Annotated in this window: 27 protein-coding genes; 8 read left to right on the top strand and 19 right to left on the bottom strand. The window is 43.1% G+C overall.

The genetic code is table 11. The features are described 5' to 3' along the window. Positions 1 to 66 precede the first annotated feature (66 nt). The 5 genes from B2746_RS22385 (at position 67) to B2746_RS22405 (ending at position 4651) form a co-directional block, all read left to right on the top strand. Positions 67 to 1044 carry a fasciclin domain-containing protein gene (locus tag B2746_RS22385; protein WP_290799318.1) on the top strand — a complete coding sequence of 326 codons (978 nt, stop codon included), beginning with the start codon at positions 67 to 69 and terminating at the stop codon, positions 1042 to 1044. Between the two features lie 114 nt (positions 1045 to 1158). After that, positions 1159 to 2097, top strand: coding sequence for a fasciclin domain-containing protein (locus B2746_RS22390; protein ID WP_290799320.1), 939 nt, complete (start codon positions 1159 to 1161; stop codon positions 2095 to 2097). Positions 2098 to 2184: 87 nt separating this feature from the next. Next, positions 2185 to 3204 (top strand): sensor histidine kinase, encoded by a 1020-nt coding sequence (locus B2746_RS22395; protein WP_290799321.1) that lies wholly within the window; start codon positions 2185 to 2187, stop codon positions 3202 to 3204. A 9-nt stretch (positions 3205 to 3213) separates the two neighbouring features. Next, entirely contained in the window at positions 3214 to 3936 is a 723-nt protein-coding gene (locus B2746_RS22400; protein ID WP_290799323.1) for a LytR/AlgR family response regulator transcription factor, read from the top strand. A 10-nt stretch (positions 3937 to 3946) separates the two neighbouring features. Beyond that, positions 3947 to 4651, top strand: a complete 705-nt coding sequence (locus B2746_RS22405) for a hypothetical protein (RefSeq protein ID WP_290799325.1) — start codon at positions 3947 to 3949, stop codon at positions 4649 to 4651. 2 nt (positions 4652 to 4653) lie between these two features. On the opposite strand, the gene mnmD is transcribed toward B2746_RS22405, so the two are convergent. Next, entirely contained in the window at positions 4654 to 5322 is a 669-nt protein-coding gene (gene mnmD, locus B2746_RS22410) for a tRNA (5-methylaminomethyl-2-thiouridine)(34)-methyltransferase MnmD (protein ID WP_290799327.1), read from the bottom strand. 28 nt (positions 5323 to 5350) lie between these two features. Between mnmD and B2746_RS22415 the strand changes: the two genes are divergently transcribed. Beyond that, positions 5351 to 5956, top strand: a complete 606-nt coding sequence (locus B2746_RS22415; RefSeq protein ID WP_290799329.1) for a DNA-3-methyladenine glycosylase family protein — start codon at positions 5351 to 5353, stop codon at positions 5954 to 5956. Here B2746_RS22415 and B2746_RS22420 read toward each other — a convergent pair. The 13 genes from B2746_RS22420 to B2746_RS22480 all read right to left on the bottom strand — a co-directional run bounded on the left by B2746_RS22420 (position 5953) and on the right by B2746_RS22480 (position 17001). After that, entirely contained in the window at positions 5953 to 6366 is a 414-nt protein-coding gene (locus B2746_RS22420) for a hypothetical protein (protein WP_290799331.1), read from the bottom strand. The two genes, B2746_RS22415 and B2746_RS22420, sit on opposite strands and share 4 nt — an antisense overlap. A 56-nt stretch (positions 6367 to 6422) precedes the next feature. Next, positions 6423 to 8846 (bottom strand): hypothetical protein, encoded by a 2424-nt coding sequence (locus tag B2746_RS22425; RefSeq protein WP_290799333.1) that lies wholly within the window; start codon positions 8844 to 8846, stop codon positions 6423 to 6425. A gap of 11 nt (positions 8847 to 8857) precedes the next feature. Beyond that, positions 8858 to 9862: a GTPase ObgE gene (gene obgE / locus B2746_RS22430; protein ID WP_290799335.1), complete on the bottom strand. Its 1005-nt coding sequence runs from the start codon at positions 9860 to 9862 to the stop codon at positions 8858 to 8860. Between the two features lie 59 nt (positions 9863 to 9921). Beyond that, a complete protein-coding gene (locus tag B2746_RS22435) occupies positions 9922 to 10518 on the bottom strand; it encodes a transferase hexapeptide repeat family protein (RefSeq protein WP_290799337.1) in 597 nt (198 codons plus the stop codon). Positions 10519 to 10526: 8 nt separating this feature from the next. Then, positions 10527 to 11210, bottom strand: coding sequence for a hypothetical protein (locus B2746_RS22440; protein WP_290799339.1), 684 nt, complete (start codon positions 11208 to 11210; stop codon positions 10527 to 10529). A 72-nt stretch (positions 11211 to 11282) separates the two neighbouring features. Next, entirely contained in the window at positions 11283 to 11699 is a 417-nt protein-coding gene (gene paaI, locus B2746_RS22445) for a hydroxyphenylacetyl-CoA thioesterase PaaI (protein WP_290799340.1), read from the bottom strand. A gap of 1 nt (position 11700) precedes the next feature. Continuing rightward, the gene (locus tag B2746_RS22450; RefSeq protein WP_290799341.1) at positions 11701 to 12477 is read right to left on the bottom strand and encodes an enoyl-CoA hydratase-related protein; all 777 of its coding nucleotides are present in this window, start codon (positions 12475 to 12477) and stop codon (positions 11701 to 11703) included. Positions 12478 to 12525: 48 nt separating this feature from the next. After that, on the bottom strand, positions 12526 to 13014 hold the full coding sequence (gene paaD / locus B2746_RS22455; protein WP_290799343.1) for a 1,2-phenylacetyl-CoA epoxidase subunit PaaD: 489 nt from the start codon (positions 13012 to 13014) through the stop codon (positions 12526 to 12528). A 28-nt stretch (positions 13015 to 13042) separates the two neighbouring features. Beyond that, the gene (paaC, locus tag B2746_RS22460) at positions 13043 to 13840 is read right to left on the bottom strand and encodes a 1,2-phenylacetyl-CoA epoxidase subunit PaaC (protein WP_290799345.1); all 798 of its coding nucleotides are present in this window, start codon (positions 13838 to 13840) and stop codon (positions 13043 to 13045) included. Between the two features lie 90 nt (positions 13841 to 13930). After that, positions 13931 to 14221: a 1,2-phenylacetyl-CoA epoxidase subunit PaaB gene (paaB, locus tag B2746_RS22465; protein WP_290799445.1), complete on the bottom strand. Its 291-nt coding sequence runs from the start codon at positions 14219 to 14221 to the stop codon at positions 13931 to 13933. Positions 14222 to 14292: 71 nt separating this feature from the next. Beyond that, a complete protein-coding gene (gene paaA, locus B2746_RS22470) occupies positions 14293 to 15249 on the bottom strand; it encodes a 1,2-phenylacetyl-CoA epoxidase subunit PaaA (RefSeq protein ID WP_290799347.1) in 957 nt (318 codons plus the stop codon). Between the two features lie 53 nt (positions 15250 to 15302). Next, positions 15303 to 16385, bottom strand: a complete 1083-nt coding sequence (gene paaE, locus B2746_RS22475; RefSeq protein WP_290799349.1) for a 1,2-phenylacetyl-CoA epoxidase subunit PaaE — start codon at positions 16383 to 16385, stop codon at positions 15303 to 15305. Positions 16386 to 16410: 25 nt separating this feature from the next. Further along, positions 16411 to 17001, bottom strand: a complete 591-nt coding sequence (locus B2746_RS22480) for a TetR/AcrR family transcriptional regulator (protein ID WP_290799351.1) — start codon at positions 16999 to 17001, stop codon at positions 16411 to 16413. A 150-nt stretch (positions 17002 to 17151) separates the two neighbouring features. Between B2746_RS22480 and B2746_RS22485 the strand changes: the two genes are divergently transcribed. Beyond that, positions 17152 to 18075 (top strand): PfkB family carbohydrate kinase, encoded by a 924-nt coding sequence (locus B2746_RS22485; RefSeq protein WP_290799353.1) that lies wholly within the window; start codon positions 17152 to 17154, stop codon positions 18073 to 18075. 15 nt (positions 18076 to 18090) lie between these two features. Here the strand turns inward: B2746_RS22485 and B2746_RS22490 are convergent, their stop codons facing one another. Continuing rightward, complete coding sequence (locus tag B2746_RS22490) at positions 18091 to 19791, bottom strand: lamin tail domain-containing protein (protein ID WP_290799355.1); 1701 nt, start codon at positions 19789 to 19791, stop codon at positions 18091 to 18093. A gap of 229 nt (positions 19792 to 20020) precedes the next feature. Between B2746_RS22490 and B2746_RS22495 the strand changes: the two genes are divergently transcribed. Next, positions 20021 to 21010 carry an aspartate-semialdehyde dehydrogenase gene (locus B2746_RS22495; RefSeq protein ID WP_290799357.1) on the top strand — a complete coding sequence of 330 codons (990 nt, stop codon included), beginning with the start codon at positions 20021 to 20023 and terminating at the stop codon, positions 21008 to 21010. Between the two features lie 47 nt (positions 21011 to 21057). Here B2746_RS22495 and B2746_RS22500 read toward each other — a convergent pair whose 3' ends face one another. Genes B2746_RS22500 through ligA form a run of 4 tightly spaced genes read right to left on the bottom strand, consistent with a single transcriptional unit; the run spans position 21058 to position 26330 of the window. Further along, positions 21058 to 21723 carry a DUF2461 domain-containing protein gene (locus B2746_RS22500; RefSeq protein WP_290799358.1) on the bottom strand — a complete coding sequence of 222 codons (666 nt, stop codon included), beginning with the start codon at positions 21721 to 21723 and terminating at the stop codon, positions 21058 to 21060. A gap of 5 nt (positions 21724 to 21728) precedes the next feature. Continuing rightward, positions 21729 to 23570 carry a UbiD family decarboxylase gene (locus B2746_RS22505; RefSeq protein ID WP_290799360.1) on the bottom strand — a complete coding sequence of 614 codons (1842 nt, stop codon included), beginning with the start codon at positions 23568 to 23570 and terminating at the stop codon, positions 21729 to 21731. Between the two features lie 49 nt (positions 23571 to 23619). After that, positions 23620 to 24183: an NUMOD4 domain-containing protein gene (locus tag B2746_RS22510; protein ID WP_290799362.1), complete on the bottom strand. Its 564-nt coding sequence runs from the start codon at positions 24181 to 24183 to the stop codon at positions 23620 to 23622. Between the two features lie 53 nt (positions 24184 to 24236). Then, on the bottom strand, positions 24237 to 26330 hold the full coding sequence (gene ligA, locus B2746_RS22515; RefSeq protein WP_290799364.1) for an NAD-dependent DNA ligase LigA: 2094 nt from the start codon (positions 26328 to 26330) through the stop codon (positions 24237 to 24239). Between the last annotated feature and the right edge of the window lie 41 nt (positions 26331 to 26371).

The following is a 26371-nucleotide window of genomic DNA, read 5'->3' on the forward strand; positions in this document are numbered from 1 at the left end:
CCACAATTCACTCCCTTGTTAAAATCTTAACAATTGTTTCAGGTGTAATATTCAAAACATATTACTATGCTCAACAAAACTATTTTAAAAGCTGCCCGCTACTGGGTTGTATTGCTGCTAGTTTCTCTGTTTTTTGTAGGTTGCCAGAAAATGGGCCCCATACCTCCACCCTGGAAAAATCAGGCAAAGAAGAAAACTATTTGGGAAGTGGCTGCCTCAGATAGTCGATTCAGCTTGCTTAAGGCCGCTGTTGCAAGAACCGGTCTGGTACCTGCTTTGAATGATAAAAAAGCAAATTTAACGGTGTTTGCACCTACCAATGATGCATTCAAGGCAGCCGGATTTAAAACCGTTTCAGATATTGCTAAAGCTCCTGTGGAAGTATTGAAATCCATTCTGCTTTACCATGTAGTAGGTGATGAAGTTTTTGCCGGAGAAATTCCTCAGGCAAGCAATACGCCTGTATCCAGCCTCAATGGGCAGCCATTGTATATAACCCGCACTACTGGTGGTAATGTATTTGTAAATGGAGTTAAGGTAATCATCGCTGATATTGATTGTGTGAATGGGGTAATTCATGTTGTAGACCGGGTTTTAATTCCCGCGCCTGGAAATATTGTAGCACTTGCTGCCTCCGACAACAACCTTAGTCTGTTAGTTGCTGCTGTAATAAAAGCCGGAGAAACCGGAACAGACGTGGCTGCCATTCTGAGTAGTGATGGGCCTTTTACTGTATTTGCTCCCACTAATCAGGCATTTGCTGCAGCCGGATTAGGTACGGTTGATGCAATCAATCAGGCTGATCCCGCATTTCTTCTGAATGTATTGGCCTATCATGTAATTGCAGGTGCCCGAGTATTTAGCGCTGATCTGGTGGATGGTTCAAATGTACCAACATTCCAGGGAGGCACATTGGAAATTAGCTTAGGAACTGTAGCCACCGTTAAAGGCTCAGGAAATGATACCGCATCTACTATCACTGCAACCGATTTGCTGGCAACAAATGGGGTAATTCATATCATAGATCAGGTATTATTGCCATAAACAAATGCCGTACCCTTTTAATTTTCATACAACTCACTCCTTAATCTCAACAACTCACTCCATTCTGTTCATCTTTTGCATTTAAAATCTGTTACAAAAGGAAAATCTAGCATCATGAAAAAATTTATGACATCCCGCATTTTTCTTATGGCGGTAGCCTTATTCAGTATTGTGACCTTCTCTGCCTGCTCAGATGACGATGATGATGAGCCACCTGTACCAACTATTACAGATGTGGTTGCAACCAATCCCAATTTTTCCCTGCTATTATCCGCTGTAACAAAAGCCGGATTGGCAGATGAATTGAGTGCGCCAGGTAATCTCACTGTTTTTGCACCGGATAATGATGCTTTTGCAGCAGCCGGCGTAACTCAGGCGTTTATTAACAGTGCTACTCCACAGGCTTTGGCTGATATTCTCTTGTATCATGTTGTTGGAGCCAGAGTTGGTTCTGCTGATGTTCCTGCAAGTGACAGTGTTAGAAGTCTGGCTCAAAAATTGATTTTCGCTTCAAAAAATGCAAATGGTGTTTTTGTAAATGGAGTGGCTGTAAAAACAGCAGATGTATCTGCAAGTAATGGCGTTATCCATGTAATCAGCAGTGTTCTGATTCCTCCAACCCTAACCATTGCAGGTGTTGCAACCTCTTCTGATGATTTCTCCATTCTGGTATCAGCAGTTGTAAAAGCAGGATTGCTTGATGCAATCAGCAATCCCGGAAAATATACCGTATTTGCTCCTACCAATGACGCTTTTGAAGCAGCTGGCGTAACACAGGCAACTATTGACGGATTATCTGAAGAGGAAGTGGCAGCTATCGTTGCTCAGCACGTTATTGGTACAAATGTATACGCTAGTGATCTGATCAATAATACAACTGCTCCAACTCTAAATACCAATGCTACACTTACTATTGGAACAACTCCTCCAAGTGTTAAGAAAACCGGTAGTAACAGTGTGGCGAGCAATGTTGTTACCACTACCCCTGGAGCCACCTTTAATATTACGACCACCAATGGTGTGGTACATGTAATCGATCGCGTTATCCTGTAGAAAGATTGTAGTAGTTTTGATACTGCGGGGATGGCTAGATAGTTCCGGTTTAAACACCGGAACTATCTTCTTACTTAACCTCAACCCATGTTTGCCCATAAACACCGATTTTGGCTGATCCTCCTGCTGGGAAGCTATTCCTATCTGAATACGCTTTTTGCGGAAGTGTATACATATTACAAAATCGATGCACCCTGGTACCTTAGCCTGCTGACGATGCTGTTAGTTACCCTGGCAATATGGGAAACAAACCGGTTGCTGGAAGTTAAGATCAATAAATTATGGGCAAACAAGCCAACCTGGAACCGTTTGGGTATTTTTTTTCTTGCAGGAACCATTAGTTCAATAGTATTAGCACTGCTTATTATATCCATTACGGGTAAAGGGTTTACTGATTTGTCTGGTAAGGCTTTTATGCTGCCTGCCAAACTTACCACCATGTATGCAACCCGTATCAACCTTTTTCTGCATACAATTAATGCCCTCTTTGTATTTATAAGTAACCTTCGGCAAAAGGAAGTGGAAGCAGAATCATTAAAGCGGATATCCGTACAGGCACAATTGCAGGCGATTCGCAACCAGATCAATCCACATTTTCTTTTTAATAACCTTAATGTACTGTCAGGGTTATTGGTGAAAGACAACCCGGATGCGAATGAGTTTGTGGAATCTTTTGCAACAGTTTACAGGCATATTTTAAGCAATCAGGATAAGGAACTCGTTCCCCTTCGTTCTGAACTTGAATTCATTCAGCCCTATATATTCCTGCTTAAAAAGCGATTTCCCGATAGTTTATCTGTGTCTCTTTATGTTCAGGAAGCAGACAAAATGAAACTGATTGTTCCCGGTGCATTGCAACTTTTGATTGAAAATGCCATCAAACACAATGTTCTGTCTAAACAATTTCCATTGGTTATTGATATTTCAGTGAACGGAAACAATAGTTTGGTTGTTAGTAATAACCTGCAAATCAAAGCACCTGTAGAGCCTTCAACCCGTATTGGGCTCAAAAACATTCAACAACGATACGAGTTGAGTACGGGTAAGACGATAACTGTCAAACAGGATGAAAAGATTTTCAGTGTTTATTTGCCATTGATAAACTGACTTTTGTTTATGCGAACGCTTATTGTAGAAGATGAACCACTTGCCGCTGAAAGGCTGATAGTTTTACTCCAACAATTACGCCCCAATGCCAAAGTCGTGGCAGTAATTGACAGCATTTCTGAAACCATCACCTGGCTGCAGGAAAATGCCGCACCAGATCTAATTCTGATGGATATTCAATTATCTGACGGAGCCTCTTTCGAAATTTTCCGAAAAATCAAAACCCAATCACCGATCATTTTTACCACTGCCTTTGATACCTATGCATTGGATGCCTTTAAGTTGCTGAGTATTGATTATTTATTAAAGCCGGTTTCAAAAGCTGCTTTTAAACAGGCACTTGATAAACTGGATTGGCTGAGTGGAAAACAAACTAGTACCACACGCACCTATAAGTCCAGGTTTTTAGCCCGAATCGGAAATCGTAGTTTTTTTATTGAAGCAACAGAGATCGCCTACTTTTCGGCTGATAATAAAATAGTATATTTAAACGCGCATGACGGTACACGTTATCTGGTGGATCATACGCTTGAGAATCTGGAACAAATGTTGGATCCCAGGCAGTTTTTCAGGCTAAACAGAAGCATCATTGTACAGGCATCCGCTATTCAACATATAAAACCATATATTAACAGCCGCCTTAAACTCAATGTGAAAGCAGGTTCAAATTTAGATGAACTCATTGTTAGCAGAGAACGTGTTTCTGCTTTCAGAGAATGGGCGGAGAGTTAAATTTTGTCGTATGAGAATTTCACTTTTCGTTTTATTTTCACTGCTTTACGTCAATTCATTTGGTCAGGGAAAAAAAGAAGATGTTCTGTATTTGAAAAATGGCAGCGCCATCAGAGGAAATTTACTTAATAATAATGATCAACAGGTAAGTATTCAAACCCAGGATGGAACGATATGGGTATTCAGCAAAGCTGATATCAAAGAACTGAAATCAGAAGATCGCTTCCGGAATTTTTCCTATAAGACAAAAGGGTTTGCCCACTTCTCTGAATTGGGGCCGCTGGTTGCCGGTAAAACTACGGTTGAAGGCGTCACCACCGCTGCCTTCTCCTTTCAAACCATAAATGGATATAAATTCAGCCAGGCAGCTATGCTGGGATTTGGAACAGGGGTTGATTTGTATGCAACACAAACCATTGTTCCTTTATTTGCAAGTTTTCGGGGAGATCTGACTAATAAAGGAACAGTTCTTCCTTTTTATTTTATTGATGCAGGATATGGTGCCAATATCACCCAGGATTCTCAGAATGGAGAAGACTTTAAAGGCGGACTTCTATATGCTGCGGGACTTGGAGTAAAAATTCCATTTAACCGATCTGCAGGGTTTTTATTAAGTATTGGATATCGTTACCAGGCAACCAAATCTACAAGAGGAACCGATGAAATTGATACCAAATACCGCAGACTCGCCATTCGAGCTGGATTTTTTCTCTGAACCTAGGCAGGTTTAATTGCCCGCACCATTTCCCGTTTGCCCGGTGGACCGGGTATTTTTTCCACCTGTAAACCTGCGGCAACCATTGCTCTTCTTACATCCCCTTTGCTACAATAGGTTACCAAAACACCGGTTGGTTTCATCCACTTATTTAATTTCCGAAAAATCGACTCCGTCCATAATTTGGGTTGAGCAGTCGGTGCAAATGCATCAAAATAAATCAGGTCAATTAATTCCGCAGAATTAAAATCAATGAGATCCTGATTTCGTTTGCAGAGTTGAAAACTGTCCGTAATTGAAACCCATTCATTCCAATTTGCTTCATGAAGTTGCCTTAAAAAATTGCGCGCATTTTTATTAGGCAATAATTCGCCATAATTGAGTGATCCTGCCATTGCGGGTTCAAGAGGAAATGCTTCCAGGCTTTCATATCGAATCAACCGGGTGCTATTTTCTAAAACTGTTAGCAATGCATTGAGCCCTGTTCCAAATCCCATTTCAAACAGATTAAATGTACCCTCCGTTTTTTCCATCTGGTACTTTAATCCTGCTTCAATAAAGACATGCTTTGATTCCTGAATGGCTCCATGTTTGGAGTGATAGGTTACATCCATTTCTGGAACGGCAATCGTATGGCTTCCATCTGAAGTTGCCTGAACTATTCTTTCCATTCTGTAAAGTTAATTACTACTTTCGGGTATGTTATATTTAGAACAATTATCCCTAGATAAAAAAATGGCTTCCATACTGGATGGCGAGCCATATACTTTGAAAAAGCAAAAAAGAATTGATTTTTATCTATGCAGCTCCATAATGAGTCAGCAACTTTCAGTAAAAGTTGCTGCCGTTATTAAACAGCGATTTCTTGCCCTTTATGAAGGAAATCCGCCTATTCCTCAACAAATTCTGGATACTCCATTCGAGTCCTTAAGGGGAATTGGATTATCAAATGCCAAGGTTAATTATATTCAGAATGTGGCGAGGTTTGCTATGGAACAGGGTATGGACTGGAAAAAACTGGAGAAATTATCCAACGAGGAAGTAATTATTTACCTCACACAGATTAAAGGCGTAGGTCGGTGGACGGTTGAAATGCTACTTATGTTTGCAATGGGACGGGAAGATGTTTTTGCAGTGGATGATCTCGGTATTCAAATGGCCATGAAAAAATTATACAAGTTGGATGATTCTGATAAGAAAACATTCAAGGAAAAAATGCTTAAAATTTCTAAAAAATGGGCACCCTACCGTACCTATGCCTGCATCCATTTATGGAAGTGGAAAGATAATGGTCCGGCTGTTTAGTTCATTCGGCTTACTGTTACATAACTTGTTTCCGACCGGAATACTTTGAATTTTTTTATTAAGATCCGTTGCGGTTTTACCCATTCAAAAACGAGCTCTCTGGAACATGCTGAAGGAATTGCATAAATTTTCTGTGCCTGAATTCCAGTCAGTTTATCTTCAAATACCAATTCACCATCCTGATCCCTGACATACAAGGTTGTCTTTTCTTTTTTCGAGCTAAAATATTGTGCTCTGAAATGTAATTGACCATCTTCAGCTTTGAGAAATTCAATGCTTGCAATCAGAGTATCCTTGGGTTGGACATTTTTTCGTCCCTGTGCCTGGCTACTTTTGTGGGGGAGGCAGGTAACAAAACATCCTGTTAGGAGAATCAGGACTAATTTTCGTATGCCAGCAGAACTTTCCATGGCTGCAACCTATACATACAAAGTTACCGGTAAATTAAATTCATATTATCAAATTATCACCTTGAATGGGAGCTGTATTCATTTATTAACATTTCCAGTCTTGGTTGGTTCTTCAAACGACGATCCATCTGGTTCCGGACGCTGTCGGATATAAACCAGTTCATAGCATAGGGTCCTTTTGATAAACTGTCTGAAGGATGTGCAGGATCATTGTAAAGATGTATGGGAATATAATCGAAAGAGCGAAATGGCCCACCTTGAGTAATATCCCTGAGATCATTCATGTAGGTAATAAACCGACGATCGTTCACTGTAGTTTGCATATCAAATGCACCTGTAATTGTAAGTAGTGGAGATAATAAGTCATTTACAAAAGGGCCGATGGGTTTAAGGGGAACCGTACCCTGTGGACTATTGGTGATATGAATTACACGAATATTCAATTTGGTTGCCCGCTGACGTATTACAGGATCCTTACTGCTTCCGGCAAGTAACAAAAGCGTTCGGATCATTTCCTGCACAGCACCCGCACCTGAATTGTCAAAATATCCTCCATCCACAAAATAGTGCGCACGAAGTGTATCTGATCCATTTTCAGTGGAAGGGTTTTTATGTTGGTTAATTCGTCCAGCCGGACTAATATAAGGAAACCTTGCACCGAGTATGGTAGCTGTACTGAGGCGGATCGTCTGATTAACTGGTAAGAGAGCTGCTACATCCACCCGCCGGTTAAAAATATTGGGCGATATATGAATATTTGAAACCACACCCGGACTCCCGTCTTTTACTCTGGTAGTATTGATAAAAAGTATGGGTAAGCTATGCGGTTTGCCTGTTTGTGTGAGGCATTGATCGAACCAGGTGCTATCAAATCCTACCCGGTAATAGGCGTTATCCAGCCCTTTTTCAATGGCCTGTTCCAATGCTTCTGCACGGTCTTCATTTGGTACAACCTGATTCAACAGCGGGATATAATTGAAAAAATCCGATCCCAGCATCCTTGCCAGTGTAAAACTCAAAAAATCCTGGCGTAAAAAATTCCGACCTGATTCCTCAAATCCCCTAACCGCTTCTTTTTCCTCTTGATGCAGCAGGGTGGTGTAAAAATTTGAAATACCCAGAGCTCCACCGGAGGTGCCTGATAAACAGAATAAATGACGTGAAAATCGTCCGCGTGAATCTTTTAATGATGCATCTTCCAGTTTACCCAAAACAGTTGCTACCCAATAGGCTGAACGCGAAGCACCTCCATTGGCAAGCACCAGATTCATATCATAATCAGACATGGTGTCTATTTCTGGCCGGCTTACTAACCAGTTATTAAAATATTCGGATAAGTGCTGGCGCCTGGAATAAATGGCCGGATCAACCTGCCGATCAGTTAAGGCAGCTGTGCGTACAATATGATGATCCGGTGTAGGCAAAAACGCTGCCAGCAAAAGGATGATAAAGTGAACATTGAGCTGGTATTTACAGGATAATGCAGAGAGCAAATTCCCAAAACCCAGTAATACAGCAAATGCAAGCAAGAGAACTGCAAAAGGGCCCATTTGTACACTGGCAGTTAGAGAATTAATAGCAAGTAAATAAAAGAATAACCCAATTAATCCCACCAAATTAAATACAGCAAAGTAGTTTTTTTCTTCCTTCGGCAAATGAAGATAATTCATGCCCGCTTCAACCAATTTTTCCCAGGATTTTACTGGGTTGATTCGGGTAGAACGTTTCGATTCTCTTTCAATCCGGTTCATATGCTGTCTTCGAACATTTATATAAAGCATATAAAGTGCCAGCAATAGAAACAACAAAATCAGGATATAAGGAAGTTGTCGGAATAGTTCCAACTTTACAAATAAAGTTGTAAGCAAAAGAACAAGTGCAAATAATACCCAGGCTAAATTTCGCAGGAAGATAGATTTTCCGGGTATTGCACTCCATCGAATCATAGTTCTGTCGGCAATCCATGCCAAAAGAGTAAGCGAAATGAGTAATAAGAACGGTTGTTGATTCAGCTTACTGTCTGGGAATTGAAGAAGACTTAAAGCCAGAATTACTACTAACAAACAGCAATAACCGATAATTCTGGGAAAGCGGTGCAGGAACCGTAGTTCCATTGCATAGAGTTCTTCATATTTCTCATCACTGATTATTGGATCAATAATTCTGACAGCTTCCCTATGCTGATATTCCTTGATATACCCAACCATCCGTGATGAATACCAGCTAACATAAACCCAGAAAAATATAGCAATTGTAAAAATGAATTTTGCTACCAGTACATGGCCAAAATTTCCGGCTGTTTCTGTGAAGGATATTAAAATATCCCGACCCTGACTCAATTGCGAAAAAACCACCAATGCCAGAATAATAAATACCATGGACGGGAAGAACAGCCAACAACTGCGCATCAGGTTAGAAAGGAAGCGAAGTGCCGGATATTTTCTAAGTCGAAGGGTTAAGAAAATACTTCCTTTTCGCATAGGTAAATTATTTAGTCAACCGGCCTGTTCAGAATTTGCCATAGCAGATCTTTTAATTCACTAAGGCCCTGTTGAGCCACAGAAGATATGAAAAGATGTGGAATATCGGCAGGTAATTCTCTGCTTATTGCAGCTTTTAGTTCATCATCCAGCATATCGCATTTACTAACGGCGATGACTATGTCCTTTTCCAGCATCTCCGGATTATATTCACTTAACTCATTCAGAAGAATATCAAATTCTTTCCTGTGATCCTTGCTGTCAGCAGGCAAAAGGAACAACAAAGCGGAATTTCGTTCTATATGGCGAAGAAAACGATGTCCTAATCCACGGCCTTCCGCAGCTCCTTCAATAATTCCAGGGAGGTCGGCAATGCAAAAAGATCGCCCGTCTCTATATTCCACCATACCCAACTGCGGGTTAATGGTAGTAAATGCATAATCAGCGATTTTAGGTTTAGCTGCAGTCAACACACTGAGCAGGGTTGATTTTCCTGCATTGGGAAATCCTACCAGTCCAACATCAGCCAACACTTTTAATTCCAGAATCTTGAATCCCTCCACACCGGGTTCTCCGGGTTGCGCATGTTCAGGAGCCTGATTGGTAGGGGTCGCAAACCGGGCATTTCCAAGACCGCCACGGCCGCCTTTCATCAGAATGATTTCCTGTCCGTCATCCAGGATTTCAGCTTCTTTTTCACCAGATTCCTCGTCAAATACAATGGTGCCAAGAGGAACATCAATGAAAATATCCTTTCCACTGCGGCCGGATGAATTATTTCCGCTTCCGGCCTCACCGTTTTCAGCCAGGATATTTTTATGGTAACGCAGGTGGAGCAGGGTCCAAAGGTTCTTGTTACCCCTTAAAATGATATGGGCACCACGTCCGCCATCCCCACCATCAGGTCCTGCTTTAGGATTGAATTTGGTGCGCATGAAGTGTTTACTTCCCGCTCCGCCATGGCCACTGCGGCAAAAGATCTTTATCTGATCAACAAAATTCGATTTCTCTGACACTTGTATTCGATATTAAAAACGCGAAGGTAATCCTATTTCCGCTAAGCCAGTTTTCGGGTTCATTCCTGCTGAAACCGCTGCCAGGTTTCATAAAGAATTTCCTGCTTCGGCCGGTTGGCAGGCAGCTCTCTTAAAGGCTCACAGGCTTCGGCTTCCGTATGCAATTCTGCCGGCAAGGCCTGGTACAAGGCAGTGCCTTTGGTTTTCCATGCCAGCATTTCATCAGTTACCTCTTTGATCACTTTAGCCGGATTTCCAACCACCAGGCTGCGTGGTGGAATCACAACTCCTTCCTTAATGAAACTCAGGGCTCCAACAATAGATTCATCACCTAGTTCTGCCCGGTCCATCACCACGGCATTCATACCAACCAGACAATTTTTACCAATTTGTGCACCATGAATAATTGCACCATGACCAATATGAGCGCCGGCTTTTAAAAGAACAGTATAACCCGGAAACATGTGGATGGTGCAGTTTTCCTGAACATTACAGCCATCTTCCAGAATGATGCCTCCCCAATCACCCCTTAGAGCGGCACCCGGACCTACATAACAATCTTTTCCAATAATTACATTTCCGGTTATACATGCCTGTGGATGTACAAAGGAGCTTGCATCTACTACAGGAATAAATCCTTTAAATGAATAAAACATATAGTAATCTACTGAACATTCTGTTTTGGTTTTCCCCTGATTTTCTGAATCCATCTAACGATTCCATAAATAATGGCACCTGTTCCCACTACAAAAATTCCAATACCCAGCAAAACCGGACCTTCACAGGCAATTGCACAGGAAACAACCGCTAACCCTAGAATAAGAATTACAGAAAGTATAATGATTAAAGCAATTTTTCCGCCCTGTCCATCCTGGCTGATCTTTCGTATCTCTTTTCTCCAGGATTTTTTCTCCATCCGGGAAAGTTTATTAGACTTTCTTGTGATTCCTGCCGGCTCAATAATTTCTTGAACCGGAATTGACGTTTGATGAGTGGTTAAACCTGCCATTACTCCATGCTGAAAACTAACCCAGGTCATATTTCGGTTAAAGGCCACAAGAACTAATAAAAAACTTGCCGCAATGACCGTACCATCAAATAGCTTTCTTCGGTAATAACTGCCAACTAAGCGCCGCTTTGTTTTTATCCTGATATTATAAAGAAAAAAATATCCGGCCAGTACAACCAACAATGAAAACCAGAAGAGCCAAAGGGGTAAATAAACTCCAATTTCCTGAAAATCATATGCAAGCTGAATCATTAAGGAGAAGACCAGAATTTGAACAAAAGCGATAATGAATCTTGCGGACTGGGGCCATTGGAAAGCCCACCTGGAAAGCTGTTTCATGGCAAATGTTTTAGGGTGTTGAGAGGCAAATTGGTTCCTATAAGGTACTAAAACATTTTCGCATAATTGAATTTATATATGTGCTTTACCGGTGCGAAAACAGGTCCCTTTAAATAGCGCAACCTGTTGCTGGTACTGGTTATAAACAGATATAGAATAAACCCCTGTACTTCTGCCATTATGTATTTCGATGGCCTCTGCTGTAAGCTGGTCACCAACCTGCACGGCTCTTGTGAAACTGATATTCGTATCCAGTGCTACCGATAAATTGTTGCGGTTATTGCAGGCAAACGCAAAAGCACTGTCTGCCAGAGAAAAAGCAATCCCGCCATGTGCAATTCCGAATCCATTTACCATCTCTTGTCGAACGCTCATGGTAATGCGACTATATCCTTCTTTAATTTCGAGTAGTTCAATTCCCAGCCATTTACTGAAGGCATCCTGTTGCATCATATGGTCTGTAACCTTTTCAAATGAAGATTTTTCCATCTTATTTTCCTTTAAATACAGGTGATCGTTTTTCAAGAAATGCCTGAACGCCTTCTTTGAAATCTTCTGTATTAGCAGCCCTTTGCTGCAGTTTGTCCTCATTGGCCAATTGTTCGATCAGCGTATGTGTAAAAGACCACTGTAATGCTTTCTTGGTATAGGCAAGTCCAATTGTTGGCATTAATGCAAGCTTGTTTGCGATCTGATTGGCTTCCTTTTGGAAAATGTCATCTTCAAAATAGTTGTAGATCATGCCAAGGCGCTCTGCTTCTTCGGCAGAAATTTTATCTCCCAGCATCATTATGGCACTGGCTTTCTGATGACCGATTAGTCTGGGTAAATAAAAAGTGCCACCGCTATCCGGAATCAATCCGATTTTTGAAAAGGCCTGAATAAAACTGGCTGATTTGGCGGCTACGACAATATCGCACCCAAGTGCCAGATTAGCCCCCGCCCCCGCAGCAACCCCATTCACCGCTGCCACAACCGGTTTTTTCAAATCCCGTATCGCCATTACAATCGGATTATAATGTTCCGATAAGATTCTTGCCATTCCAGGGCCCTGGGGGTCTGCCACCTCCGATAAATCCTGTCCGGCTGAAAAAGCTTTACCTGCTCCTGTTATATAAACAGAACGAACTTCAACTGCTTCACATTCTTTTAATGCAGTCTGCATCTGCAGCGCCATTTCACGATTGAATGAATTTAGTTTATCAGGGCGGTTGAGGGTGATTTTACCAACACCGGCTTCAATGGAGAAAAGTATGGAATCAGACATTGTAATTATTTCTGGTACAAACCTATTAAATAAATGATCGTGGGAAGGCTAATGACATTTGAAATAATCAAATGGCTCCAGACAATCATCACATTGGTAAAGTGCTTTGCAGGCTGTTGAACCAAATTCACTGATCCGATGCGTACGATGTGATTTGCAATGTGGGCATTGCACCACTTCTTCCTGTTGAAAATATTCGGGTGTACAAACCTGTTGTTTCGGATTGGGAGGGGCAATCCCATAGGCGGTTAATTTTTCTTTTCCCGCTTCGGTCATCCATTCGGTTGTCCATGCAGGGGAGAGTACAGTTTTAATGGTTACCGGTGCATAACCGCGACTGCTTAGCTGCATCCGAATCTGCATGGCAATAATATCCATAGCCGGACAACCGGAATACGTGGGGGTAATTGTAACCTCAACCGCTTTACCCTGCTGCTTGATCGAACGGATAATTCCCAGATCCACAACCGATAATACCGGCAGTTCCGGATCCTTCACCTCCTCCAATAACTCCCATATGGTTTCTTCGTTCTGCATATTACTCTTTTCACCCGACGGGTGGTTGCTACCACGAGGATCCGGGGTAGCTGCGCTGAAGGTATTGTAATTCAGCCAGCAGGTAACCCAGGTGTTCGGTATGAATGCCCTGTTTGCCGCCTTTTTGTGTCCAACCGCTTTCCGGGATAACCAAACCAGCCTGGTCAAATGCAGCACGAACTTTTGCCATCCAGCTTTCGCGATAAGTCCCCGGATTAACTAAAATACCCAGCTGCACTGCCTTTTCCTGATAATCAGCCGGTATAAATAATTCTCCGGTATATTGCCAGAGTTGATCAATTGCTGAACGCATACGGCGATGGCTTTCCTCCGTACCGTCACCCAGCCGGATTACCCACTCCCCACTCCAGCGAACATGATAATTCACTTCTTTTAGTGACTTTTCAGCTATCGCTGCTATTTGCCTGTCGGAGCTTTTTTGTAAATCTGAGTACAAATGCTGCTGATATAAGCTGATAAAAAATTGACGCGTTATGGTAAAAGCCCAATCCCCTTTATTTAATTCAACCAGTAAATGATTGCGGAATTCATTGGCATCGCGCAGGTATGCGAGATCATCTTCATCAAGGTTTTCCGCTACCTGTTGAAATGCCGGCGAATTTATAAGGCCTTCATATGCGGTTCTGTTTTCATTAAACTGGAAAGCTGCATATTGATAAAAATTCCTTGCCTGCCCAATCAGATCCAGAGCTATATTGGAAATCGCAATATCCTGTTCAAGATTCGGACCATGCCCTGTCCATTCGCTGTTGCGGTGTCCCAGTAGAAGGGCATCATCGGCCATTTGGAGAGAAAGAAGAAACATCGGGGAAGTTTGAAGTTTGAAGTTTGAAGTTTGAAGTGGGAAGTGGGAAATGAGAAGTGGGAAGATCTTTAACTTCAAACTTCCTACTTCCTACATGGCTTTTAGTTCATCGGGCAGCTCATAAAAAGTTGGATGCCTGTAAACCTTGTCGTCAGCAGGGTCATAAAAACTGGCGGAATCATCCGGATTGGAAGCATGGATATTTTTACTTTCCACCACCCAGATACTGATGCCTTCCTGGCGCCGGGTATAAACATCCCGTGCATTCTCAATCGCCATCTGTGCATCTGCTGCATGCAAACTACCCACATGTTTATGATCCAATCCCATTTTACTTCTTATGAATACTTCCCATAGTGGCCAGTCGCGATTAGATGGCAAATTTCCAGACGATTCTTTGGCCGTTTCCCGATCACCATAATCGCCATAATATTGAATGGTTATATAGGTTTTCATGCTACTGCTGCCGTTTGTTTAGTTTGTTGTTTTTCCGCATAAGCGGATGCCGCTTCTCTAACCCACGCACCTTCCTCATGCGCTTTCACCCTCGCCGCAATCCGCTCTTTATTACATGGACCATTTCCGGCAATTACCTGCCAGAATTCTTCCCAGTTAATAGGGCCAAAATCAAAATGCCCCCTTGCTTCATTCCATTTCAAGTCCGGATCAGGTAACAGCATTCCCAGAATTTTTACCTGATCAGCACAGATATCCACGAATTTTTGACGAAGTTCATCATTGGTGAACCGTTTGATTTTCCAGGCCATACTCTGCGCGGTATGGGGCGATGCGTCATCAGACGGACCAAACATCATCACACTTGGCCACCACCAGCGATTAATTGCATCCTGACACATTGCTTTCTGTGCTTTATTGCCCCTGCTAAGGGTGAGCAGGATTTCAAATCCCTGCCGCTGGTGAAAACTCTCTTCCTTGCAAATGCGAACCATTGCGCGGGCATAAGGTCCATAGGAAGTTCGGCATAAAGGCACCTGATTCATAATGGCAGCGCCATCCACCAGCCAGCCAATTGCTCCGATATCAGCCCAACTTAATGTCGGGTAATTAAAAATGCTTGAATATTTTGCTTTTCCTGAATGCAGCTGGTCAATCATTTCAGCACGGCTTATCCCCAGCGTTTCTGCAGCGCTATAAAGATATAATCCATGTCCGGCTTCATCCTGTACCTTGGCAATCAAAGTGGCTTTTCGCCGAAGGGATGGTGCACGGGTAATCCAGTTACCCTCCGGTAACATGCCTACAATTTCACTATGGGCATGTTGGGAAATCTGCCGGATCAGTGTCTGCCGGTATTTTTCCGGCATCCAATCTCTGGGTTCAATCCGGATATCCTGATCAATCCGATCCTGAAATACCGACTCCAGCTGGATAGTTCCTTGTTTTTCCATATGGTAAAAATAGCAATTTACACCTTAAATACTAACAAACGTTAGCAATTCATCTATTTCTGATCGAAATCAATTAACAGACGCTGGCTTCTCGGGTGACTCTGACAAGTCAGGATATATCCTGCCCTTAGTTCTTCCGGTTCCAATGCGTAATTGGTATCCATATCCACCGCCCCTTCAACCAATTTCGCCCTGCAGGTACAGCAAACACCGCCTTTGCAGGCATAGGGAAGATCTGCCCCTGCCTGTAGAGCAGCATCCAGAATGGCCATACCCTGATAAGGCACTGGTAACTCAATGGATCTTCCATCCAGTTTAATAGTGACCATCGCAACCGGACCCTTCTCCACAGGAGCTGATTTTGTCTCTGAGCCTGAGTTGTTGATCTGGCCGGGAGTGGTAAACAATTCAAAATGAATGGCCCCGGAAGGAACTCCAACTGATTCAAGGAAATCACGAACAGTAAATATCATCTCCCCCGGACCGCATAAAAAATAATGGTCAACTCCTTTAAAATTTAGTAGGGTAGACCCTAAAGCCGAACATTTATCCGCATCAATCCGCCCGTAATGTATGGCCGCATCGGTTTTTTCACGGCTCAGAATATGGATTAGCCGGAACCGATTCATAAACAAATTTTTTAATGCTTCCAGTTGCTCCCTGAAAATGATCGATGACCGGTTGCGATTCCCATAAATCAATGTAAATCGGCTATGAGGTTCTTTCGAAAGTATAGTTTTAATGATGGAAATTATTGGTGTAATCCCGCTGCCGGCAGCAAATGCAACATATTCTTTGTTCGAATCCGGATCCAGTTTTGTATAAAATTTGCCGGTAGGTGGTAATACTTCAATTTGATCTCCCTTTTTTAGTTGGGAATTCGCATAGTTCGAAAATTTACCATCCGTTACTGCCTTCACGGCAATTCTCAACTCATTTTCCAATGGTGAACTACAAATGCTATAGGAGCGTCTGATTTCTTCCCCATTAACGGTGGCGCGAAGCGTAAGTGTCTGTCCCTCCCGAAACCGGTAAGTTTCTTTCAATTCTTCTGGAACAGCAAATGCGATGGATACACAATCCCGGGTTTCGGTACGGATATCGCTGATCGTCAGCGGGTGAAAATGAATGGACATAACAAGCGTTCAAATCGTTTACAGATCAGGATTTCAGGCCTTCAATCATAATCAGTACCATATTCTCTTCCAATTGTTTGGCGGATATTTTTTCCTTACTACGATGCCAGCTTTCGATTCCATTGACCGCATGTAACATGATCAGCACCACAGTTGGTGCATCCACCTGTTTGATTTCCTTTGTTTCGATTCCCTGCTCAATTATTCCGGCGAGTCTTTTTCGATAGGTTCTGCGCTGGTTATGAAAATTGGAGAGATAGGGGTCAGACAGGTGTTTCCAATCGCGATCTGCAACCAATACCAATTCATATTGCTCGATCATTTGTCGGATATGGAACCGAAGCAGGGATTCAACTTTGCGGATCACCGGCAATTCGCTCGCTTCAATGGTATCGATATGGTGGGTAAAGGTATTGGCTACCTTAAAACAGATTTCCTGTAACAATTCCTCTTTCGACTGGATATGGTTATACAGGCTGGCTGCTTCCACACCTACCGCTTCAGCCAGATCACGCATGGAAGCTGCTTTGAAGCCTTTTTCGCGGAATAAGCGGGTGGCAGCTTCTACGATCACTTCCTTTTTGGTGCCATTATTTTTGCTTTTAATCTTCGCCATATGACCTCAAAGATACATACGAACAACCGTTAGTGCATCAAATCAAAAAATCGGGTACTTTTGCGCCCGGTTACATCCACCCTCCGGGTGCCACCCGATCGGTGGCACCCGGAGGGTAAACAAAGAAAATTCAACTCTTCAAATTTAAGTATGTCGTTAATCGTAGTGGGAACTATGGCCTTTGATGCCATTGAAACACCTTTTGGAAAAAGTGGACAAATTATTGGCGGATCAGCCACTTATGTTGCGTATGCCGCTTCTAATTTTGTGCAGCCCATCAACCAGATTTCAGTTATCGGGTACGATTTCCCAAAAGAAGAACTGGATGCCCTTCAGGCAAGAGGCGTACAGCTCGATGGCGTTGAAATAAAACAGGATGAGAAATCCTTTTTCTGGGCAGGTAAATATCACCTCGATATGAACACCCGCGACACATTGGATACCCAGCTTAATGTACTGGCCGGATTTGACCCCAAAGTGCCGGATTCCTACCAGGGTTCAGAATTCCTGATGCTCGGTAACCTGATGCCCAGTATCCAGCTGAGCGTAATCCGTCAAATGAAAATCCGTCCCAAACTGATTGTGATGGATACCATGAATTTTTGGATGGATTCAGCCATGGAAGATTTGGAACTGGTGCTGAAAGAAGTCGATGTTCTGATGGTGAATGACAGCGAAGCTCGTCAGCTCAGCGGTCAGTTTTCTTTGGTTAAAGCCGCCAAAGAAATTATGAAAATGGGACCGAAATTCCTGGTAATTAAAAAGGGTGAACACGGAGCATTATTGTTTCATGAGAATGAAGTGTTTTTTGCACCTGCCCTACCACTGGAAGAAGTATTCGATCCAACAGGAGCCGGAGATACATTTGCAGGTGGTTTTGTTGGACATCTTGCTGCTACCAGGGATATCTCTTTCAATAATATGAAAACGGCTATTATCAAAGGTTCTGCTCTGGCTTCTTTTTGTGTGGAAAAATTCGGGACAACCCGTATGAAAGAAATTTCAGCTAAACAGATTGATGATCGCATCCAGCAATTTGTTGACCTCGTGAATTTTGAAATTAAACTGGCATAATAAGCGCCTGTTTATTCAATATATTTTACCCAACGTTACCGACATCCGGTAACGTTTTGTTTTTCCGGAAACATGCCATGTATCTGCAATAAGTAGGTATAATCCATTTGGCAATGCCCGTCCTTTATTATCTGTGCCATCCCAGATAAACTTTCCGGCTGGTGCACAAATCACATTATTCACCAATACCCGCTGCAACAATCCCTGTCGGTTATAAATCCGGATACTCGTCAGATATCCTGCCTGTACGAATTGATATTGGATACTGCAATGATCCTGAATTCCATCTCCATCCGGACTAAATACTTCAGTTTCCGGATACATCTTGTTTTGATCAGCCGATTCCAAACTCTGTGAATTTTCATAACCCGGTGTTCCGTAACCAGCATGCATAGCCGCAGAAATCCAGTTAGCTGACTCCTGCGTTTTAATGCTGCTATTCCTTCGTTCCAGTGAAACATTTTCTTTGTTTCCCAGCATCTCATGATGCCAGTTAGCTGAATAATGCAATTCATCCAGAATGGTACTGTCCTCTTTGATAAGAACCAGCTTGCCTTCTTCATTGGGCATGGAAGGAAGTGAACTCAATCCTACTATTGCATGCGGCACTTTCACATGAAACCGTCGTTTCAACCAGCTTACGCCCATAGTTATAGCAAAATAGTTGCCCGGATACATAAATCGCGGACCAGACACCAGCATCTGTAATCCGGACAAATCCCCATTTTTATCACGGTTCGCAATTCGAAATCTGGCAAGATTAACGGGTCGCTTACCTGTATGAATAAATTCTATATAATCACTTCCCTCTGGTGATGGGTCAAATAAAATTTCGTTGATCAAGACGGAAGTTTCTTCCAGGTCATCCAGGCCGAAAGCCAATTCCTGTGGAGGGCCTCCGGTACCAATTGCATCCGAGCAGGCACCAATGCCTGATATCGTAAGGGAATAAATTGATTGAGCATCGATCAATTTATTCAATAAAAGCTCAACTTCCTGCTGGAAAGGTTCAAGAATTTTCACCTTACGAATTTCATAGCCAGCCGTCAATGAATAATTCGAATTTCTTTCTGCTTCTTCCCTGTTCACTCCATCCGAAAACATAACCCGGATGGTACTATCTGTTGGACACCAGGCGAATAGTGCATCAACCTGAGACTGAAAAAATTCATCCTGATCTTGCGGATTAGCTTTACCCGGACTACCACCTCTTGCATCATTACTGGCTTTCCAGTTACCGGTTTGCCGGCAGGCCATAGATTTGTTCACCAGCTCCAGCGACCAGCCACCATCAGCCTGATCTGGACTAAAAAAAGCCGGCAGATGAGCTGCGGCATGTATTAACTTACCCTGTTTATCCAACAACAAAATAGTATCTCCGGCATTGGAGATCACTGGAAAGGGACTCAATCCGATTGTTTTGCCATACTCCTGAAAAAACGAAAGAGCCCGGCTGGCACAAATGATAAGAAACTCACCTGGCTCAATTGATGTTTCTTCCGGAAGCAGGCTGCGTGTTCGACCATTTGTGATCGTCCAGCCACTTAAATCCACGTTCTGACTGCTAACATTTGTTAGCTCAATATATTCCTCTGCAGGCAATCCAACACTCGGCAAAGGATCACCCATCAGCTCGGATATAACCACTGGAAATCCTTGTCCGGCAAGAGTTTCAGCATTCAGTAAACTTATACAACACACTATCCATTTCCACATTTTTCAAAACTAATGAGAAGCAGCAGTAATGTCAACCTGAAATATTTTTTTGGGTGAAAAAACCCTACACATTAATTTCGTGCACCATGATTATAATGAAACATACAACGAAGACCAAAAAACAGCTCCCACAGATGGAAGGTGTGTGATCTCGTATATGTTCACTAAATAACACGGCCTTCCCAGAATGGGGAGGCTTTTTTTTTAACCAAATGCAAGCAAAAACGCAATGAAAGTCGCAGTAGTGGGTGCCACCGGACTGGTAGGTACCAAAATGTTACAGGTTTTGGCAGAACGGAATTTTCCGCTCACAGAATTGATCCCCGTAGCCTCTGAACGATCCGTAGGTAAAGAAGTTGAGTACCAGGGAAAAAAATTCAAAGTGGTTAGCATGACCGATGCCATCGCCGCCAAACCGGCTGTAGCCATCTTTTCGGCTGGCGGTAGTACCTCGCTGGAATGGGCTCCAAAGTTTGCCGAAGCAGGCATCACTGTAATTGATAATTCCTCCGCCTGGCGAATGGATCCTACCAAACCACTGGTTGTTCCTGAACTCAACGCTGATATCCTTACCACCAATGATAAAATCATTGCCAATCCCAATTGCTCAACCATTCAGATGGTAGTAGCATTGAATCCACTCCATAAAAAATATGGCATTCAACGACTGGTAGTTTCTACCTACCAGAGTGTTACTGGTACCGGAGTAAAAGCAGTTACCCAATTAATGAATGAACGTAGTGGGGTAGAAGGGGAAATGGCGTATAAATATCCCATCGACCTGAATGTAATTCCTCAGATTGATGTGTTTCTTGATAACGGCTATACCAAGGAAGAAATGAAAATGGTGAATGAAACCAAAAAAATAATGCGTGATGATTCAATCCGTGTAACAGCAACCACCGTAAGAATTCCGGTAATGGGCGGACATTCAGAAAGCGTGAACGTTGAGTTTTCAAAAGATTTTGATATCAATGAAGTTCGTTCTCTGCTGGCTTCTGCTCCCGGAGTTGTACTGGTAGATGATCCTGCAAATGCCCAGTATCCCATGCCAAAAGATGCACATGAAAAGGATGAAGTATTTGTTGGACGGCTGCGTCGCGATGAATCTCAGCCGAATACCTTAAACATGTGGATCGTCAGCGATAATCTCCGCAAAGGCGCAGCAACAAATGCCGTGCAGATTGCAGAATACCTGCTGCAAAAAGGATTATTATAATATTGAAGAGCCGAACCCAACTGCGCAGGTTCGGCTCATTTTATCTTTTATTCAAGGCTTCGTTTAATAAAACCAAGCAGCGGTTGCAACGCTTCAAATGCTTTCAGTATTTTTTTGGTGATGGCGGGATCCGTCAGTTCCTTGTCCGTTAACGGCACCATTGCGATATAACTTTTATAAACGAGATAATCTGCTGCGGGTGATTCCTTATCAAACCCCTGCGGTACCCGGGATAGTTTCATGCCTTCCCCATCTGATAATCCGCCATAAATCGAGGCGAAAGATTTTGCTTTCAAAATACGTTCAAATTCTTCTGTATTATAGTCAATCTCCTGTCGAACTTTTTTTAGCTCTGGAGGCATCGGCATATAAATTCCACCACCTGCAAAACTTTTGCCCGGTTCAATATGGATATAGTATCCGCCAGCCAATGCCTTCTTCCCTCCCTCATTTATACTGACTCCAAAATTGGTTTTATAGGGCGATTTGTCTTTGCTAAAACGAACATCCCGGTTGATGCGGAACATGCATTTTTTAGCCTCCAGATCAGCAATACCGGAATCTTTTTTCGCATGTGCATCAATGATAGATTGTACAAATTCTTCCACATTTTTTTTCGCAGCATCATATGCTTTGCGATTGGCCTCAAACCAGGTTTTTTCATTGTTTTTTTTCAATCCTTTCAGAAAGGATAAGGTGCTTGTCTGGATCATGGTTGTCATTTTATAACTCTGTATAAACTTCCGCCTTTATCAAAAAGACGATCAATTTTTTTCTCCACACCCGGATCGGTTTCAACTGGGGGTGCATGATGTGGTTTGATACGTGCATCAAGAACCATCGGTCCCCGGCATCCCCAGTGTTTATTTACTACAAAAGCATCTATCCCATAAATATCATGTGATGGGTTGCTTCTTGTAAAGCTGACCCATAACCAGTTTCGGAGGTTGGCAGCTGTAAAGGCTGCGTCATCACACCAAACCAGCAGAGCTAATGTATTTAATTCGGGTATAGATGGCCGTAAGTAGTCATCCATTTTTTGAATGGCAACGGCAGCTTCCTCGGGGGTTGAATAGGGTGATGTCTGAATCGCAACCACACCCGGCATAACCAGTTTCGCATCGCGAATAAACGGTATGGCATTTATCTGTTCCGGCACTTCGGTGCAGAGTGTTCGAACCGGATCACCATAGGCTGCAATCACCACTTTACTGCCTGTATTTAATCCGGTACCTGAATAATCAAGGGTGTCAATAGTGGTATTGGTATAAAAATGGATATCCCTGTCCAGATGAATCCGCTCCAAGAGGAATTGAAAAAAAGCCGCTTCATTATGCGTGCTGACCCGGTTCTGGTCATCGGCTGTTATGAACAGGAATTTAGCCAGACTTAACTGCCCGGTTCCCAGCACATGATTGGCAATGGTTAGTAATTCTGCCGGTTGTTTGGTGGGCAGATAAGGGGTATACCGTTCACTTCCTACTGCTAACAATAATGGGTGTACCCCTGCAGCATCTACTGCATGTACTTCTTTTAATCCTGGTATTTCCTGTGGAATGGCATCACCTGTTATTTCATGGATTAGCTGCCCAAAACTGGTATCCTCTTGCGGTGGTCGGCCCACTACTGTAAAGGGCCAGATGGCATTTTTCCGCGCATAAACATTACGAACCCGCATCAGTGGGAAATCATGTCGCAGGCTGTAATAACCGAGGTGATCACCAAAAGGGCCTTCCGGTTTATTTTCTCCGGGATATACTTCTCCGGTTATTACAAAATCTGCATCGGTACTGATGCAAAATCCATCCTGATAAGCATATCGGAACCTTCGACTTCCCAATAAGCCTGCAAAAGTCATTTCACTCATTCCTTCCGGTAAAGGCATCACTGCTGAAACTGTATGAGAAGGTGGTCCGCCTGCAAATACAGAAACTTTCAGCGGTTGTCCTTTCCTGTTAGCCCTGGTCTGGTGAACACCGATGCCCCGATGCAGCTGATAATGCAGGCCAATTTCCTGATCCGTCACATAATCATTTCCGGTTAACTGGATTCTGTACATTCCCAGATTGGCTTTCATTATACCTGGCTGGTCTATATCTTCGGTATATACCTGTGGCAGGGTAACAAATGCACCTCCATCCATTGGCCAGTGGTGTACCAATGGTAGTTCGCTTATTCGTATCTTTTGGAATAAGACCGGCTTGCTGCGTGGATTTCTTAAAGGAAGTGCTTTTAAAGCCGCCATACCTGCACCTGCATACCGAAATGGATGCTTCAGTGCTTTTATGGGATCGTTTTTTAACTGAATTAATTGCTGAACCTGCTGCAGACTTTCCCGAAACAGAAACCTGCTTCGGTCGAGGGTTCCAAATATATTGGAAGCTGCCCGAAATCGACTTCCCTTTACCTGCTCAAACAATAAGGCTGGTCCTCCTGCCTCATAAATGCGCAGGTGTATTGCCGCCATTTCCAGATAGGGGTCAACTTCTTCGCGAATCCGAACCAATTGTCCGTTCCGCTCTAAATCCAATAAGGCTGCTTCCAGAGAATGATAGGCCATGCGATGTTTTAAAGTGTCCAAAGGTAAAACAGAATCGCAGGCAGCTTGTTCATTTTACTTTTGCCCAGTTTTCACCGCTTTTAATCCGATAGAGGGTCATTTCACTTACCCCATATTTTTCAGCCAACTGACGGATGGTCATGGTGCGGTTCTTACTGTTTAATGTTTTCTTGATCGAACGCACCTGGGTGGCATTCAGCTTTAAACCGTTTGAACGGTTTGCCTGCACTTTTTTGTAGGCCAGCTTAGCCGGACTGCTTTGCTGGTGTTCGATCATTTCTTCCAGTGTAGCCCATTGAAGGTTTTTGATTGAATTGTCTGTTTTGTTATGATTCAGGTGAATTACATAACGATGCCTGGGTGATGGCTTCTTCAGGAAGAGTCGGGCAATTTCACGGTGGATATACAATGTTCCGTTATTACCTGGCCGGTGCAGATTTAAGGTTTTGTAACCGGTGGTAAGCGAACCGTTCAACAGTTTACCATCCTCGTTAACTTTTTCAGCATAACTGGCAACACGACCGTTGGAGGACAAGGCATACTGTTTGCGAAGGTGTTTCCATCCCGGAAACTGAAGAGGCTTCCATACTTCGCCAGATATTGATTTAATCATCGTACCCTTTTTTTTAAAGTTACGAAAAGATATGCACCAAAATCATTATGCGTTTATTCTCCACCCATCATTTTTATAAAGTCTTCTTCTGTAAGGATTTGAATCTGCGGGATCTTCTTCGCCTTTTCCAGTTTTGACCCCGCATCGTCCCCTACAACCAGGTAATTCAGCTTACTGCTGACGCCGCTCAGCAGCTTTCCACCGCGGGCTTCCACCATTTCTTCCGCTTCTGTCCGCTTTAATCGGTTAAGGGTGCCTGTGAAAAGAAAACTTTGTCCGGATAATAACCCGTCTGTCATCGGTGTTTTCTTTTCCGTTTGCATGGTTAGTCCCAATGCTTCCAGCTCCTTTATCAGCTCTATATTGGCCTGATTCCGGAAAAACAGGTAGATGCTGTTGGCAACCTTCACACCAACATCTTCCAGCGACTGCAATTCTTCCAGACTCATCCGGCTCAAATCATTCAAATGACTAATACTTTGTGCAAGGGTTTTAGCGGTAGTTTCACCCACATACCGGATTCCCATAGCAAAAATCAATCGATGCAGTGGCTGAGTTTTCGATTTTTCAATATTGGTTTGCAGATTGGTGATGGACTTCTCACCAAATCCACCCAACTGCCGCATTTTTTCGTAGGGTAGGCGATAAATACCCGGTATATCAGACAACCAGCCCAGTTCATAGAATTTCCGCACATTGGCTTCTCCAAAACTCCTGATATCCATGGCATCTTTGGACACAAAATGAATAATTCGTTCCACTACCTGAGCCGGACAATCAATATTAATACAACGCCAAACAGCTTCTCCTTCTTCCCTTGCCAGCGTACTGGAACAACGCGGACAGGCAGAAGGAAATAGTATCGGTTGTTCCTCACCGTTACGAAGTTCTGCCAATGATTTTACTATGTAAGGAATCACATCACCTGCTCTTTCAACCAGCACGGTGTCTCCAATCATCAGGTCTTTTTCTTTGATCACATCCTCATTGAACAGCGAAATTGAGCCTACTGTAACACCACCAATTGGAACGGGATCAATTTTTGCTACGGGTGTTATGGCACCGGTTCTGCCCACCTGAAAATCCACTCCCCGAAGTTTACTGGTAGCTTGCCTTGCTTTGAATTTGTACGCAATGGCCCATCGGGGGTGATGGGTTGTCATTCCCAATTCATCCTGCAAATCAAGGCTGTTTACTTTAATCACCATACCGTCAATTTCATAGGGCAGATCATCGCGCCCCGCTTCAAAATCCAGGCAATATTGAATAACATCTTCGATGCCGGTAAATACCTGCTTTTCTTTAGCCGGACTGCGAAAACCGAGCTCCCATAAAAGATCCAGACTGGAACTGTGTTTTTCCAATGCGGCCGGGGTTTGATTGGCCTGGTCTACATGATAGCTGACATGGTATAAAAAAGCTTCCAGATTTCGACGTCGTACTTCTTCAGGATCCTTGATCCGAAGGGATCCTGATGCCGCATTCCGCGGATTGGCAAGTGGTGGCAGATTTTGTTCTGCCAGTTTATCGTTGAAAGCTTTGAAATGTTTTTTTGTAAGCAATACTTCGCCCCTTATTTCAATTTGTGTAATACCATATTCTGAAAACCTGGCGGATAGGGGTACGGAACGGATCTGACGTATATTGGTGGTGATATCATCCCCCTGAATGCCATCACCACGGGTAGCTCCCCGCACCAGCAAATCATTTTCATAAATCAGTGAGATGCTTGCTCCGTCAAATTTTGGTTCAACACAGTATTCAATAGTGGAGGTTTTGGCACCTTCCCGTACACGACGATCCCAATCAATTAGATCCTCCGCATTGTAGGAATTATCCAATGATAACATTGGTACCAGGTGATTTACGGTTGGAAAAGCACCATTCAGGGAGTTGGCCACCCGTTGTGTGGGGGAATCGGGCCGAATCAGCTCCGGATTTGTTTTTTCAATTGCTTCCAGGGCTTTGTATAACTGATCGTATTCGAAATCGGCCAGCAGGGGTGCATCCAGCACGTAATAGCGGTATTCATGAAAACGCAATACATCCCGCAGTGCTTCCACTTCTGTGGATGGCAGCGAAGGCAAGTTTTGTAAAAAGACAGCAGTTTTGGATTGAAGATCCCTGGTTTGTTGTTCCGTATACATGGCCGTAAAGTTTCAACAAAATTTGGATAGTATCATTTAAT

The sequence above is a fragment of the Flavihumibacter sp. UBA7668 genome, from assembly GCF_002483205.1.
Taxonomy (GTDB): Bacteria; Bacteroidota; Bacteroidia; order Chitinophagales; family Chitinophagaceae; genus Flavihumibacter.

Bases quoted from the DNA above. Each gene is read 5' to 3' on its own strand.
- B2746_RS22385 (WP_290799318.1), top strand. From the start codon at position 67: ATGCTCAACAAAACTATTTTAAAAGCTGCCCGCTACTGGGTTGTATTG.
- B2746_RS22390 (WP_290799320.1), top strand. From the start codon at position 1,159: ATGAAAAAATTTATGACATCCCGCATTTTTCTTATGGCGGTAGCCTTA.
- B2746_RS22395 (WP_290799321.1), top strand. From the start codon at position 2,185: ATGTTTGCCCATAAACACCGATTTTGGCTGATCCTCCTGCTGGGAAGC.
- B2746_RS22400 (WP_290799323.1), top strand. From the start codon at position 3,214: ATGCGAACGCTTATTGTAGAAGATGAACCACTTGCCGCTGAAAGGCTG.
- B2746_RS22405 (WP_290799325.1), top strand. From the start codon at position 3,947: ATGAGAATTTCACTTTTCGTTTTATTTTCACTGCTTTACGTCAATTCA.
- mnmD (WP_290799327.1), bottom strand. From the start codon at position 5,322: ATGGAAAGAATAGTTCAGGCAACTTCAGATGGAAGCCATACGATTGCC.
- B2746_RS22415 (WP_290799329.1), top strand. From the start codon at position 5,351: ATGTTATATTTAGAACAATTATCCCTAGATAAAAAAATGGCTTCCATA.
- B2746_RS22420 (WP_290799331.1), bottom strand. From the start codon at position 6,366: ATGGAAAGTTCTGCTGGCATACGAAAATTAGTCCTGATTCTCCTAACA.
- B2746_RS22425 (WP_290799333.1), bottom strand. From the start codon at position 8,846: ATGCGAAAAGGAAGTATTTTCTTAACCCTTCGACTTAGAAAATATCCG.
- B2746_RS22435 (WP_290799337.1), bottom strand. From the start codon at position 10,518: ATGTTTTATTCATTTAAAGGATTTATTCCTGTAGTAGATGCAAGCTCC.
- B2746_RS22440 (WP_290799339.1), bottom strand. From the start codon at position 11,210: ATGAAACAGCTTTCCAGGTGGGCTTTCCAATGGCCCCAGTCCGCAAGA.
- paaI (WP_290799340.1), bottom strand. From the start codon at position 11,699: ATGGAAAAATCTTCATTTGAAAAGGTTACAGACCATATGATGCAACAG.
- B2746_RS22450 (WP_290799341.1), bottom strand. From the start codon at position 12,477: ATGTCTGATTCCATACTTTTCTCCATTGAAGCCGGTGTTGGTAAAATC.
- paaD (WP_290799343.1), bottom strand. From the start codon at position 13,014: ATGCAGAACGAAGAAACCATATGGGAGTTATTGGAGGAGGTGAAGGAT.
- paaC (WP_290799345.1), bottom strand. From the start codon at position 13,840: ATGTTTCTTCTTTCTCTCCAAATGGCCGATGATGCCCTTCTACTGGGA.
- paaA (WP_290799347.1), bottom strand. From the start codon at position 15,249: ATGGAAAAACAAGGAACTATCCAGCTGGAGTCGGTATTTCAGGATCGG.
- paaE (WP_290799349.1), bottom strand. From the start codon at position 16,385: ATGTCCATTCATTTTCACCCGCTGACGATCAGCGATATCCGTACCGAA.
- B2746_RS22480 (WP_290799351.1), bottom strand. From the start codon at position 17,001: ATGGCGAAGATTAAAAGCAAAAATAATGGCACCAAAAAGGAAGTGATC.
- B2746_RS22485 (WP_290799353.1), top strand. From the start codon at position 17,152: ATGTCGTTAATCGTAGTGGGAACTATGGCCTTTGATGCCATTGAAACA.
- B2746_RS22490 (WP_290799355.1), bottom strand. From the start codon at position 19,791: ATGTGGAAATGGATAGTGTGTTGTATAAGTTTACTGAATGCTGAAACT.
- B2746_RS22495 (WP_290799357.1), top strand. From the start codon at position 20,021: ATGAAAGTCGCAGTAGTGGGTGCCACCGGACTGGTAGGTACCAAAATG.
- B2746_RS22500 (WP_290799358.1), bottom strand. From the start codon at position 21,723: ATGATCCAGACAAGCACCTTATCCTTTCTGAAAGGATTGAAAAAAAAC.
- B2746_RS22505 (WP_290799360.1), bottom strand. From the start codon at position 23,570: ATGGCCTATCATTCTCTGGAAGCAGCCTTATTGGATTTAGAGCGGAAC.
- B2746_RS22510 (WP_290799362.1), bottom strand. From the start codon at position 24,183: ATGATTAAATCAATATCTGGCGAAGTATGGAAGCCTCTTCAGTTTCCG.
- ligA (WP_290799364.1), bottom strand. From the start codon at position 26,330: ATGTATACGGAACAACAAACCAGGGATCTTCAATCCAAAACTGCTGTC.